Source organism: Winogradskyella costae, assembly GCF_013403865.1.
Classification (GTDB): Bacteria; Bacteroidota; Bacteroidia; order Flavobacteriales; family Flavobacteriaceae; genus Winogradskyella; species Winogradskyella costae.
In genome coordinates this window covers 215,658-228,031 of record NZ_JABFDK010000002.1, presented here as the reverse complement: position 1 = coordinate 228,031, position 12,374 = coordinate 215,658, and the positions used below count along the sequence as shown (strand labels likewise).

Sequence of the window (12,374 nt, the reverse complement as noted above, 5' to 3'; positions counted from 1 at the left end):
ATGTTAAGAAATCCTTAAAATGAATTAAAAAACACTTGACAACTCAAATATAATTCGGCGAAAAATTTGTATTTCAAATATTTAATCGTAATATTGCAATATAATAATACAACAGAATAATGGGACTAACTAAAACCGAAATTTTCACATTAGAGCAAAACCAAATCTCTAGCATTGCTAAAGTTTTTGGACACCCAGCTAGAGTCGCCATTCTGCAACATTTATTTAAAATAGACTCTTGTATTTGTGGTGATTTAGTGGATGAAATTGGTTTAGCACAACCTACTATCTCTCAGCATCTAAAAGAATTAAAAAAAATAGGTCTTATAAAAGGGAACATTACGGGTACTAGCATTTGCTATTGTATCGATAAAGAGAATTGGTCTAAAATGAAAACAATCTTGACTGTTTTTTTAGATCAAGACATAATAGACTCTAATAATTGTTGTTAAACAACATTAAAGCATACACTTATGAAACTATCAGAAATTAAATCAAAATTAAAAGTATTAAATACTATTGCGTTTCAATTACCAAACGGCACTTTAGTACCAAACCACTTCCATGTTACTGAAGTTGGTAAAATATCGAAACATTTTATTGACTGTGGTGGCACCGTAAGAACTGAGAATGTGGCCAACTTTCAACTTTGGGAAGCTGATGATTACGATCACAGATTGCACCCTGAAAAACTACTTAATATCATTGAGTTGTCTGAAAAAGTCTTAGAAATTGAAGACTTAGAAATTGAAGTCGAATACCAAGGAGACACTATTGGTAAATATGGATTAGATTTTGACGGCACACATTTTTTATTGACTTCAAAATTGACCGATTGTTTAGCGAAAGACAAATGTGGTATTCCAGAAAAGAAACCAAAACTTAAGTTTTCAGATTTACAAAATGAAGGTCCATCTTGTGCTCCAGGTTCTGGATGCTGCTAAACATTAAAATTTTAATATATCATGCTGTACCAACCAATTAGCAACCAAATAGAACAACTACAAATTGAAGTTATTTCAGAAGAACGTAAAGCGATTTTACAACCACTCATTAATTACATTCAACTTAAGACAACGGAAAACAATGGTGTTAACTTAAATTTTATTTGTACGCACAATTCACGTCGTAGCCATTTGTCTCAAGTTTGGGCACAAGCCATGGCATCTTATTTTGAAATAAAAAATGTGTTTTGTTATTCAGGTGGAACAGAAGCCACAGCCTTATTTCCTGTTGTAGCTAAAACGCTCGAAAATGCAGGGTTTCAAATTGAAACACTTTCTAATGGGAACAATCCAGTATACAGCATTAAATATTCAAAAAACGCGCATCCTGTGATTGGCTTTTCAAAAACATTTGATGATGAATTCAATCCGACGTCAATATTTGCGGCCATAATGACCTGCTCTAGTGCAGATAAAGGCTGTCCTTTTATTGGGGGTGCTGAAAAACGCCTCCCAATTACTTATGAGGATCCTAAAGCCTTTGATGACACTCCACAACAATTAGATAAGTATAAGGAACGGAGTCTTCAAATTGCTACAGAACTAAAATATGTGTTTTCTAACATCACAAAATAATAACCATGTCTGCAATCAAGAAAAAATTAAGCTTTTTAGATAACTATCTTACGTTATGGATTTTTATCGCCATGGCAATTGGCGTTGGTATTGGCTTTTTTGTACCATCATTTCCAGAGCTCGTTGAATCTTATAGTAGCGGAACGACTAATATTCCAATCGCAATTGGACTCATATTAATGATGTATCCTCCGCTGGCAAAAGTTAATTATGCCTTACTCCCTAAAGTATTTAAGGATGTAAAAGTCTTATCTATTTCATTAGTTTTAAACTGGATTATTGGTCCTGTTTTAATGTTTGTTTTAGCAATTACATTTCTACGCGATTATCCCGAATACATGGTCGGCTTAATTTTAATTGGCTTGGCGCGCTGCATTGCTATGGTTTTAGTTTGGAACGACTTAGCAGAAGGTAGCAGCGAATACGGAGCTGGTTTAGTGGCTTTAAATAGTGTTTTTCAAGTCTTTGCCTATAGTTTTTATGCGTATCTATTTATTACAGTACTTCCACCCTATTTTGGTTTTGAAGGTGCCATTGTAGATATTTCTATTGCCACCATTGCAGAAAGTGTGGCGATCTATTTAGGTATTCCATTTTTATTAGGCATCCTTTCTCGTTTAATATTAGTAAAATTGAAAGGAGAAGAATGGTATGCAAAGAAATTTATACCAACAATATCTCCAATGACATTGATCGCATTATTATTCACTATCGTAGTTATGTTTTCATTAAAAGGAGAACTTATCGTAGAGATACCAATGGATGTATTAATCATTGCAGTGCCTTTATTAATCTATTTTGCTCTGATGTTTCTTATTGGCTTTTTTATGAGTAAAGCCATGGGAGCCACTTATGATAAAAACGCAGCGATTGCTTTTACGGCTGCCGGTAACAACTTTGAATTAGCTATTGCGGTAGCTATTGCGGTCTTTGGATTAAATTCAGGACAAGCATTTGCAGGAGTCGTTGGCCCGTTAGTAGAAGTACCTGCCCTAATTCTTTTGGTTCGGGTGGCATTTTGGCTACGTAAAAAATACTATTTACCGAAAAAAGCATAATTCAGTACCGTTTTTCCCTAAGTCTTGTTAAATTTTGTTTAACATTAACTTAAAATAGTTAAACATTACGTATTTTTACATTGTAAATCAATTACAATGGCAAAAAAGAAAAACATAAAACAAGACGATCTTATAACGTATTACATGGATTATGTGCTTACACATAACCATAAGCCCAATTCCGTCTATGCTTTCGCTAAAGATAATAATTTTGAAGAACAAAAATTCTATGAATTTTTCAGCTCTTTTGAAACTTTAGAACAATCTATATTTAAAATATTTTTTGATCACACTGTTGCAATCTTAGAGAAAAGCGAAGATTATCACTCTTTTGATGCGCGCAACAAACTACTCAGTTTCTACTATACCTTCTTTGAGATACTAACGGCTAATAGAAGTTATGTTGTTAATGCTTTAAATAGAGATAAAAATCATTTAAAATCCTTAAAAACATTAGCCCATTTAAAGAAGAGTTTTACAATTTACATAGATCATTTAGACATCAAAACAATTGATCTTAAAGAGGAAAAATTCGAAAAAATTAAAAATAAAGCAGTTAAAGAATCCGCTTGGTTTCAATTATTAGTTACCATTAAATTCTGGTTAGATGACACATCGTTATCATTTGAAAAAACTGATTTATTCATCGAAAAGTCTGTTCAGGCGAGCTTCGATTTAATAGACACCACTCCTTTAAAGAGTTTGATTGACTTTGGTAAATTCTTATATAAAGAAAAAATGCACTCCAATTAGATGAAAACAATAGACAGCATTCCGATTACTAAAATATCTAGAGCTTCCAAATTAGTTTCAACCGGAGCAAAAGTAGGCGTTAATTATTTGAAATATTACGGCGATAAAATGGTAAACTCTAAAGAGGATGCTAAAGAACGCCTCAATCAAAATAACGCAGAAGACATATACGATAGTCTTAAAACACTTAAAGGCAGTGCGCTTAAAGTCGCACAAATGCTGAGTATGGAAAAAAGCATATTGCCCCAGGCTTATGTTGAGAAATTTTCATTATCTCAATTTTCTGTACCACCTTTATCGCCCCCGTTAGTGATAAAAACATTCAAAAAGTACTTTGGTAAACACCCCGAAGATATCTTTGACACTTTCAATGCAACTTCAGTAAATGCTGCGAGTATAGGACAAGTCCATATTGCAGAAAAAAATGGGAAAACATTTGCTGTGAAAATCCAATACCCTGGAGTTGCGGAAAGTATTGCCTCAGATTTAGCTTTGGTAAAACCCATTGCTATTAAAATGTTTAATATTAAAGGAAAAGATTCTGATAAATATTTTAAAGAAGTTGAAAATAAACTTACGGAAGAAACCAATTATATTCTAGAAATCGCGCAAAGCAAAGAAATTGCTGAGGCTTGTAGACACATTCCAAATCTAAAATTCCCAAATTATTATGAGGAGTTTTCCTCAGAGCGTATCATAACAATGGATTATATGAAAGGTGAACATCTTTCGGAGTTTGTAGCGCATAATACTGACCAAGCCAAATCTAATAAATTGGGACAGGCTTTATGGGATTTTTATATGTATCAAATTCACAAGTTACGAAAAGTACATGCCGATCCGCATCCGGGTAATTTCTTAATTTCTGAAGTAAGCAATCTGATTGCCTTAGATTTTGGGTGTATGAAAATAATCCCTGAAGATTTCTATATTCCTTATTTTGAACTAGCAGATAAATCCTGTATTGAAAACCCAAAACGTTTTACCGAAAAACTTTATGAACTCGAAATATTAAAGAAAGAGGATTCGGAAGAAGAAATTAAATTCTTTAGCGCAATGTTTCACGAGTTGTTAAGTCTTTTTACAAAACCTTTCCATGTTGAAGAATTTGATTTCTCTAATCCTGAATTTTTCAATCAAATCTCTGATATGGGTCAACGGTATTCTAAAAGCACAGAACTCAGAAATATGAATGGCAATAGAGGATCTAAGCACTTTATTTATATAAATAGAACATTTTTTGGATTGTACAATTTAATGTTCGACCTTAAAGCTGAAAACGTACAAATCAATAATTTCAAAAACCTTTAAATGTTAGAATTTAGCAGTGAAGACATAGACCAAATGGAGCATCTCTATAGAATTAACTTAATTAATAGTTGTTCTGGTTATAAATCTGCAAATTTAATTGGTACGAAAAGTAAAGACGGCATAAGTAACGTTGCGATATTTAGTTCCGTTACACACTTAGGTTCTAATCCTGCCTTGGTAGGTTTCTTTATAAGACCAACCACCGTAATGCGTAACACGTACGCCAATATTAAAGCAACCGAGAAATATACTATTAATCATGTGTATTCTGAAATTATAGAAGACGCGCATCATACCTCTGCGAAATACGATTCTCACATTTCTGAATTTGATACCACCAACTTAATAGAAGATTACAAAGGTAATTTTCTAGCCCCATTTGTAAAAAACTCACCCGTACAAATGGCGATGCAATTTGTTGAAGAATATCCTATTGCTGCAAATGATACCATCCTTGTGATAGGAAAAATTGAAAAGCTGTTCATTGAAAACACGTTGATTGACCACGATGGATTTGTTAATCTTTCTAAAGGAAATATTGCTACAATAAATGGACTAGATGGCTATAGCGTTCCTAAATTACAAAAGCGTTTAGAATATCAGAGACCAAAATTAGAATTTTAAATAACAACTATTTAATGCGTATATTAATCTCAGGCACCACAGGCTATATCGCTAGACGATTAGCATTACAACTTCTCGAAGACAAACACGAGCTGGTGTGCTGTGTGCGTGATTTAAACCGTATCCCAGATGAAATTGAAGATAATCCTTTATGCTCATTTATAAAAGTCGATTTTCTAAATCCCGAATCTGCTGAGATTCCAAAAGATATAGATGCGGCGTATTATTTAATACATTCTATGTCTACAGATTCAGAAAATTTTGAAGATTTAGAGCGCCAATGTGCACAAAATTTTAAAAGCCTTGTAGAATTAACAAATTGTAAACAGGTAATTTACCTTAGTGGAATCGTAAACGACTCCTCGCTTTCTAAGCACTTAAAATCACGATTACAAGTAGAAAACACCTTAAAATCTAACCGTTACGCGACTACAACGTTTAGAGCCGGAATTATTGTAGGCAGCGGAAGTGCTTCCTTCGAAATTATAAGAGACATCGTAGAAAAGTTGCCATTTATGATTACACCCAAATGGCTAAACACAAAAACACAGCCTTTAGCCATACGCGATGTACTCAACTTTTTAGCCAGTGGATTAGGTAAAGAAGAATTATATAACGGCGCCTTTGATATTTTTGGACCCGAGATATTGACTTATAAAGAAATGCTCCTTCAATTTGCTGAAGTCAGAGGATTAAAACGGTATATCGTAACACTTCCTGTATTAACACCAAAACTTTCATCCTATTGGTTATACTTTGTAACCTCTACATCGTTTCAATTGGCTGCTGCTTTAGTCGACAGTATGAAAGTAGAAGTCATAGGCAGACCAAGTAAAATTAATGAAATTATAGGTATTAAACCCATGGATTACAAAACAGCTGTGGATCTCGCTTTTCAAAAAACAGAGCAAAACGCAGTGATTTCTAGTTGGAAAGATGCCGTAAGCAGCGGACGTTTTAAAGATCAATTATCTAAACACATAGAGTTACCACAATTTGGATGTTTTACAGATGAAAGACAGAAACCGGTTATAGATGAAAATTTTACTTTAGATAAAATATGGGCTATTGGAGGAAGAAACGGTTGGTATAGCTTTAATGGCCTTTGGAAAATTAGAGGCTATATGGATAAACTTTTTGGTGGTGTTGGTTTAAGACGTGGGCGTACAAACAATACTTATTTAGAAGCTGGTGATGCCCTAGATTTTTGGCGTGTTTTATACGCGAGTAAAGCAGAAAAAAGATTATTACTTTTTGCAGAAATGCGCTTACCTGGTGAGGCTTGGTTAGAATTTAAAATCGTAAAGGGGCAATTGCATCAAACTGCAGTATTTAGACCTAAAGGTATTTGGGGACGATTGTATTGGTATTCTGTTTTACCGTTTCATGCTTTTGTTTTCAATGGTATGCTAAACGCTTTGGTTAAACAATGAAAGGTGTAAAAAAAGCACATCTTCTAACAAAAATATGTCCTGCTTGTTATCGTCCTTTCTCTTGGCGTAAAAAATGGGAAAACAATTGGGATTTTGTAAAATATTGTAGTGAAAAATGCAGAAAACTTTAAGACTCATATTAGGTGATCAACTCAACGCTAACCACTCTTGGTTTAAAGAACCGAATGAGAACATCACGTATTGTCTTTTTGAAATGCGGCAAGAAACCGATTACATACCCCATCACATTCAGAAAGTAATTGGCTTTTTTGCTGCCATGCGAAGTTTCGCTCACCAACTGCAATCTCGTAGACACAATGTAATTTATTTAAAGATTAACGATAAAATTAACACACAAAATTTAGTCGATAATCTTTCACTAATAATCAAAAAACACAATATTGAATCTTTTGAATATCAATTACCTGACGAATATCGATTAGATCAGCAACTCACCGAATTTCGCAAATCATTAGACATTAAAACCAACACCTGTGATTCCGAACATTTTTATACTTCTAGATATGAATTAAAAGAATTCTTCGAAGATAAAAAGACCTATCTCATGGAAAATTTTTATCGCCACATGCGTAAGAAACATGAAATATTAATGGAAGGTAAGCAACCTGAAGGCGGCCAATGGAACTACGATAAAAGCAATAGGAAAAAGTGGAAAGGTAAACCCGCAATCCCACATTATAAGTGGTTCATTAATAATGTTTCTAATATTGTTTCAGATATAGAAAAAGCAGAAATTAAAACCATTGGTCATTTTAAAACGGAAACGTTTAGTTACCCTATAAACCGAGAACAAGCCCTTGAGCAGCTCCATTATTTCTGTGAGTATCTATTAATTCGTTTTGGCGATTACCAAGATACGATGCACACAGATCAGGTCTATTTATTTCACTCGCGTATATCGTTTGCCATGAATATAAAATTGTTGAGTCCTGCAGAAGTGGTTAACTCTGCAATAGATTATTACTATGACCACAGATCCGAAATTAATATTTCTCAAATTGAAGGTTTTGTCCGTCAAATTATTGGGTGGCGCGAATATATGAGAGGTATGTATTGGACGTTAATGCCAAATTACAAAACAGAAAATCATTTAAATAATAAAAATACACTTCCTGATTTTTTCTGGACAGGTAATACCAAAATGAATTGTCTCAAACAGAGTATTAATAATTCGCTAAACAATGCTTATGCACATCACATACAGCGCTTAATGATTACAGGAAATTATGCTTTATTAACTCAAATTCATCCAGATCAAGTTGATGCATGGTATTTGGGTATTTATGCAGATGCTATAGAATGGGTACAATTGCCCAATACTAGAGGTATGAGTCAATTTGCAGATGGAGGAAAAATTGCAACGAAACCTTATGTATCCTCAGGGAGTTATATTGATAAAATGAGTAATTATTGTGAAAATTGCCACTATAACAAGAAAGAAAAAATAACAGAGAAGGCTTGTCCTTTTAATAGTTTGTATTGGAACTTCTTAGATGACAAGCGCGAAATACTAGGGGGCAACAGACGCATGTCAATGATGTATAGTGTATTAGATAAAATGGACAAAAGCCAACGCAATAGCATCAAAGCACGCGCAACATCTATCATCGAACATCCAAATGAATACTAACAGAGAGCATATAAATGTAATTTGGCTTAAACGCGATTTAAGACTTCAGGATAACGAAGCGATTTCAAGCGCCTTATCATGTGGTAAACGCACCCTAATCCTATACGTTTTTGAGCACTTAATATTAAACAACGCGCATTACAGTGAGCGTCATTTTAATTTCATTAAAGAGTCCTTACAAGATATAAATAGACAACTTTCAGTATACCACTCTAAGGTACTAACTGTTACTAGCGACATTACAAGCACTTTTAATCTGTTACAAGAATTCTACAAAATTGATACTATTTTTTCGCATACAGAAACCGGTTTGTTAGTCACTTACAATAGAGACAAAGAGTTTACGCGGTATTGCCGAAATAATTTTATAAAATGGAAGGAATCTAAAAACAATGGTGTAGAACGCGGTTTAGTAAACCGAGATAATTGGTTTGAAAATTGGGAAGATTACATGACTCAGCCTCTCGAAGTCTTCCAACCTTCAGAACACCAATTATTGAATCTCTCTAAGATTGAAGACTTAGAAAAGATATTTTCGGTAACTAATTTAGTTACGCCAACAATTTCAAAATTTCAAAAAGGAGGTACAACTACAGGATGCAAATATGTAAATTCATTTATTGAAGGCAGACATAAAACGTATATGAGGGATATTTCAAAAACCGAAGCTTCAAGAAGTAGCTGTAGTAGAATTTCACCCTACATCGCTTGGGGAAACTTATCAATAAGGCAAGTATTTCAAAAAGCACAAGAATTAAACTCAGAAACAAACGACAAATTTCACATTGGGGCATTTATATCTCGGTTGCGCTGGCAAGCTCATTTTATTCAAAAATTTGAAATGGAACACACTATGGAAAATGCCAGCGTCAATAAAGGCTACCATAAATTAAAAAAAGGCGTATCTGAAAGTTATCGAAAAGCGTGGAGAGAAGGTCAAACCGGATTTCCATTAGTGGATGCGAGTATGCGGTGTTTGATTGAAACAGGTTACGTAAATTTTAGAATGCGTGCCATGTTGGCATCTTTTTTTACACATATACTATGGCAACCTTGGCAGGCGGCAACCACGCATTTATCACAGCAATTTTTAGATTTTGAACCTGGTATTCATTTTCCGCAATTACAGATGCAAGCCGGCGAAACAGGTATTAATAACTTAAGAATTTATAACCCAATATTAAATGGATTAAAACATGATCCTGATGCCATCTTCATAAAAAAATGGGTGCCAGAATTAGCACAACTAGATACCGCTTTTATACACGAACCTTACCTAATGACGCAAATGGAACAAGGGTTTTACAACTTTAAGCTAGGTCAAGATTACCCACTACCTATAGTAGATGTAAAGGAAAATCGCAAACGTGCTAGTGATATTCTTTGGAACATGAAAAAGGATCCAGAAGTCTTAAGTGAAAGTTATAGAACATTAAAGCGACATACTATACAAGACCGAAGGAGAATGTTAAGAAATGATTAGCACACACCCTTTTAAACTAAATTTATTGTCATAATTATCTGTTAATTTTCGTTTAACAATATACCTAAATAGTTAAACATTTTGTATATTTGAGAAGCTATGATATTAAACACTACACATTATAATACCGAACACAAAGAGATTATTACAGACTTAGTTGGCAGTTCTTTTAGTTTGGTACAGAAGTTGAAAATGAAAGGTGTAGGTTCTAAGCGTATGATTATTGATAAGGTGAGTCCGAATATGGAATCAATGATGAATGTAGTTTCAGATTATAATTATGGAAATATTGAATTGAGACCTAAAGGAATTCTAATAAGGATTAATAAACGATTGAAAAATTTTACTTGGGTTATTCCTTATTACCATCTCGTTATATATAAAATCAATGGATCTAGTATACATGCACAAGGAAAATTTGTGCACTTTAGAGCAAATAAAACTTTTAAAGAAAACAAAAAGTTTTTTGATAAGTTAATAGATGAAAAAGTAAAGTATGATATGCTTTACGCCAGGCCTCAAGGACTATGAATTTAGAACTTAAAGACATTGACAGAATTATTGAAATGGCTTGGGAAGACAGAACACCGTTTGACGCTATTACCTTTCAATTTAAATTAAAAGAACAAGAGGTTATTAATTTAATGCGAAGAGAATTAAAGCCTAGCAGTTTTAGATTGTGGAGAGCCAGAGTGCAAGGCAGAGCAACTAAACATAGTAAAAAAAGAACGTTTGACGAAGGCAGATTTAAATGCTCTAGACAAAGAACAATAACAAACAACTCTATTTCAAAACGTTAACACGTGCTTTGATTTAAGTTTGGAGTACTTAAAGACAGCACATTAAAAAGACTCTATGATTACAGAAAAAATATCCAAAACAAATGGTCATAAACTAAGCATTGATGACATAGGCGACGACCATTTATTTACAGGTTTAGACACACCCATGAAAGCAAGTGCTTTTGAAATGTCTAACACAGAAAAAAAAGAACGCATTTCAATTTTATTTTCGGAAATAATGGATGTTTTGGGTCTTGATTTAACAGATGATTCTCTTCAAGGCACACCAGATCGCGTAGCAAAGATGTATGTTGAAGAAATATTTTCAGGTTTAGATCCTGAGAATAAACCTCAAGTCGCGCTTTTTGAAAATAAATACCAATATAATCAGATGCTAGTAGAAAAAAATATTACGTTCTACTCTAATTGTGAGCATCATTTTGTGCCTATCATAGGAAAAGCACATATCGCTTATAAATCATCTGGAAAAGTTATTGGACTTTCAAAATTAAATCGAATAGTTCAATATTACGCCAAGCGCCCGCAAGTACAAGAGCGTTTAACAAACCAAATTGCAAACGAACTTAAAATGGTATTAGAAACCGATGATGTTGCTGTAATAATAGACGCTAAGCATTTATGCGTATCTTCAAGAGGTATTCAAGATGACACCTCTACTACAGTAACATCGTATTATGGAGGCGAATTTAATACCGCTTCAAAAATCGTAGAATTACAAAACTATATAAACAATTAAACTATGGAAACAGTAGAAAAAGCTATAGAATTTGAAAACAGAAAGTTTTCTTTTAAAACAACAAGTGACAGAATTATGGCAGCTAGGGAAGCTAAAGATCTTATTCTAGAAGTCAACGAAATATATAAAGAAAAGAAAGATGCTAAACTTATGGACTTAATGAAACGTCTGACAGTGATAAAGCAAAAAATAGAAAAACGCTTAAAGGGACGACCTTTAACTGCTACCTCATAATAGTTTATGAAGAGGTTAATAGTGATTGGAGGAAGCAAAGGTATTGGCAAAGCAATTGTTATAGCTTTGCTTTCTTTTTATGATGAGATTATAAACATCAGTAGAACCACACCAGAAGAATCGCATCCAAATTTAAAACATTACAGCTGCGATATTTTAACAGATGAATTACCAGATATAGAAGCTGCAGACGGCTTAGTGTATTGTCCGGGAAGCATTAACCTAAAGCCAATTAATCGCTTAACAGTAGAGGATTTTAAAGATGACTTTGAAATTAATGTTATAGGAGCTGTTAAAGCGATTCAGAAATATATACCCGCTTTAAAAAATGGGAAACACCCCTCAATTGTACTTTTTAGTACAGTTGCAGCGAAACTAGGTATGCCATACCACGCTAGTGTGGCTGCTTCAAAATCGGCAGTTGAAGGCTTAACTAAATCCTTAGGCGCAGAATTAGCACCTCTAATAAGAGTTAATGCCATAGCACCTACGGTAACTAATACAGAATTGGCTTCAAAATTATTACGTAACGAACGTATGATTGAAAACATGAATGAGCGCCATCCGCTTAAGAAGTATTTGCAACCAGAAGAAGTTGCTGGCATGGCTGCATTTTTATTGTCTGAAAAGGCAGCATCGCTATCAGGTCAAATATTTGAAATGGATTGTGGTATTGTAAGTTTCAAATTGTAGCATTAGTTTTTCTTA

General features: G+C 33.7%; 16 protein-coding genes. All 16 read left to right on the top strand.

Translation table 11 applies throughout. From position 1 onward, the window contains the following. Positions 1–119 precede the first annotated feature (119 nt). On the top strand, positions 120–452 hold the full coding sequence (locus HM986_RS08230) for an ArsR/SmtB family transcription factor (RefSeq protein WP_179334603.1): 333 nt from the start codon (positions 120–122) through the stop codon (positions 450–452). 21 nt (positions 453–473) lie between these two features. Next, complete coding sequence (locus HM986_RS08225; RefSeq protein ID WP_179334602.1) at positions 474–944, top strand: DUF6428 family protein; 471 nt, start codon at positions 474–476, stop codon at positions 942–944. Between the two features lie 21 nt (positions 945–965). Next, on the top strand, positions 966–1,580 hold the full coding sequence (locus HM986_RS08220; RefSeq protein ID WP_179334601.1) for an arsenate-mycothiol transferase ArsC: 615 nt from the start codon (positions 966–968) through the stop codon (positions 1,578–1,580). Positions 1,581–1,585: 5 nt separating this feature from the next. After that, on the top strand, positions 1,586–2,638 hold the full coding sequence (arsB, locus tag HM986_RS08215) for an ACR3 family arsenite efflux transporter (RefSeq protein WP_179334600.1): 1,053 nt from the start codon (positions 1,586–1,588) through the stop codon (positions 2,636–2,638). A 96-nt stretch (positions 2,639–2,734) separates the two neighbouring features. Beyond that, positions 2,735–3,391: a TetR family transcriptional regulator C-terminal domain-containing protein gene (locus HM986_RS08210; RefSeq protein ID WP_179334599.1), complete on the top strand. Its 657-nt coding sequence runs from the start codon at positions 2,735–2,737 to the stop codon at positions 3,389–3,391. Next, positions 3,392–4,702 (top strand): ABC1 kinase family protein, encoded by a 1,311-nt coding sequence (locus HM986_RS08205; RefSeq protein WP_179334598.1) that lies wholly within the window; start codon positions 3,392–3,394, stop codon positions 4,700–4,702. After that, on the top strand, positions 4,703–5,326 hold the full coding sequence (locus HM986_RS08200) for a flavin reductase family protein (RefSeq protein ID WP_179334597.1): 624 nt from the start codon (positions 4,703–4,705) through the stop codon (positions 5,324–5,326). Positions 5,327–5,340: 14 nt separating this feature from the next. After that, positions 5,341–6,759: an SDR family oxidoreductase gene (locus tag HM986_RS08195; protein ID WP_179334596.1), complete on the top strand. Its 1,419-nt coding sequence runs from the start codon at positions 5,341–5,343 to the stop codon at positions 6,757–6,759. Next, entirely contained in the window at positions 6,756–6,890 is a 135-nt protein-coding gene (locus HM986_RS08190) for a DUF2256 domain-containing protein (RefSeq protein WP_179334595.1), read from the top strand. The genes HM986_RS08195 and HM986_RS08190 overlap by 4 nt, the downstream gene beginning before the upstream one ends. After that, positions 6,875–8,410 carry a cryptochrome/photolyase family protein gene (locus tag HM986_RS08185; RefSeq protein WP_179334594.1) on the top strand — a complete coding sequence of 512 codons (1,536 nt, stop codon included), beginning with the start codon at positions 6,875–6,877 and terminating at the stop codon, positions 8,408–8,410. The genes HM986_RS08190 and HM986_RS08185 overlap by 16 nt, the downstream gene beginning before the upstream one ends. Beyond that, positions 8,400–9,893 (top strand): cryptochrome/deoxyribodipyrimidine photo-lyase family protein, encoded by a 1,494-nt coding sequence (locus HM986_RS08180; protein WP_179334593.1) that lies wholly within the window; start codon positions 8,400–8,402, stop codon positions 9,891–9,893. The genes HM986_RS08185 and HM986_RS08180 overlap by 11 nt, the downstream gene beginning before the upstream one ends. A gap of 99 nt (positions 9,894–9,992) precedes the next feature. Further along, positions 9,993–10,424, top strand: a complete 432-nt coding sequence (locus tag HM986_RS08175; protein WP_179334592.1) for a hypothetical protein — start codon at positions 9,993–9,995, stop codon at positions 10,422–10,424. Then, complete coding sequence (locus HM986_RS08170; RefSeq protein WP_179334591.1) at positions 10,421–10,693, top strand: TIGR03643 family protein; 273 nt, start codon at positions 10,421–10,423, stop codon at positions 10,691–10,693. The genes HM986_RS08175 and HM986_RS08170 overlap by 4 nt, the downstream gene beginning before the upstream one ends. A 55-nt stretch (positions 10,694–10,748) precedes the next feature. After that, entirely contained in the window at positions 10,749–11,432 is a 684-nt protein-coding gene (gene folE, locus HM986_RS08165) for a GTP cyclohydrolase I FolE (RefSeq protein ID WP_179334590.1), read from the top strand. 3 nt (positions 11,433–11,435) lie between these two features. Continuing rightward, a complete protein-coding gene (locus HM986_RS08160) occupies positions 11,436–11,666 on the top strand; it encodes a hypothetical protein (protein WP_179334589.1) in 231 nt (76 codons plus the stop codon). A gap of 6 nt (positions 11,667–11,672) precedes the next feature. Then, complete coding sequence (locus HM986_RS08155) at positions 11,673–12,359, top strand: SDR family NAD(P)-dependent oxidoreductase (protein ID WP_179334588.1); 687 nt, start codon at positions 11,673–11,675, stop codon at positions 12,357–12,359. The last annotated feature ends 15 nt before the right edge of the window (positions 12,360–12,374 follow it).

Coding starts and splice junctions, on each gene's coding strand:
- HM986_RS08230 (WP_179334603.1), top strand. CDS start 120: ATGGGACTAACTAAAACCGAAATTTTCACATTAGAGCAAAACCAAATC.
- HM986_RS08225 (WP_179334602.1), top strand. CDS start 474: ATGAAACTATCAGAAATTAAATCAAAATTAAAAGTATTAAATACTATT.
- HM986_RS08220 (WP_179334601.1), top strand. CDS start 966: ATGCTGTACCAACCAATTAGCAACCAAATAGAACAACTACAAATTGAA.
- arsB (WP_179334600.1), top strand. CDS start 1,586: ATGTCTGCAATCAAGAAAAAATTAAGCTTTTTAGATAACTATCTTACG.
- HM986_RS08210 (WP_179334599.1), top strand. CDS start 2,735: ATGGCAAAAAAGAAAAACATAAAACAAGACGATCTTATAACGTATTAC.
- HM986_RS08205 (WP_179334598.1), top strand. CDS start 3,392: ATGAAAACAATAGACAGCATTCCGATTACTAAAATATCTAGAGCTTCC.
- HM986_RS08200 (WP_179334597.1), top strand. CDS start 4,703: ATGTTAGAATTTAGCAGTGAAGACATAGACCAAATGGAGCATCTCTAT.
- HM986_RS08195 (WP_179334596.1), top strand. CDS start 5,341: ATGCGTATATTAATCTCAGGCACCACAGGCTATATCGCTAGACGATTA.
- HM986_RS08190 (WP_179334595.1), top strand. CDS start 6,756: ATGAAAGGTGTAAAAAAAGCACATCTTCTAACAAAAATATGTCCTGCT.
- HM986_RS08185 (WP_179334594.1), top strand. CDS start 6,875: ATGCAGAAAACTTTAAGACTCATATTAGGTGATCAACTCAACGCTAAC.
- HM986_RS08180 (WP_179334593.1), top strand. CDS start 8,400: ATGAATACTAACAGAGAGCATATAAATGTAATTTGGCTTAAACGCGAT.
- HM986_RS08175 (WP_179334592.1), top strand. CDS start 9,993: ATGATATTAAACACTACACATTATAATACCGAACACAAAGAGATTATT.
- HM986_RS08170 (WP_179334591.1), top strand. CDS start 10,421: ATGAATTTAGAACTTAAAGACATTGACAGAATTATTGAAATGGCTTGG.
- folE (WP_179334590.1), top strand. CDS start 10,749: ATGATTACAGAAAAAATATCCAAAACAAATGGTCATAAACTAAGCATT.
- HM986_RS08160 (WP_179334589.1), top strand. CDS start 11,436: ATGGAAACAGTAGAAAAAGCTATAGAATTTGAAAACAGAAAGTTTTCT.
- HM986_RS08155 (WP_179334588.1), top strand. CDS start 11,673: ATGAAGAGGTTAATAGTGATTGGAGGAAGCAAAGGTATTGGCAAAGCA.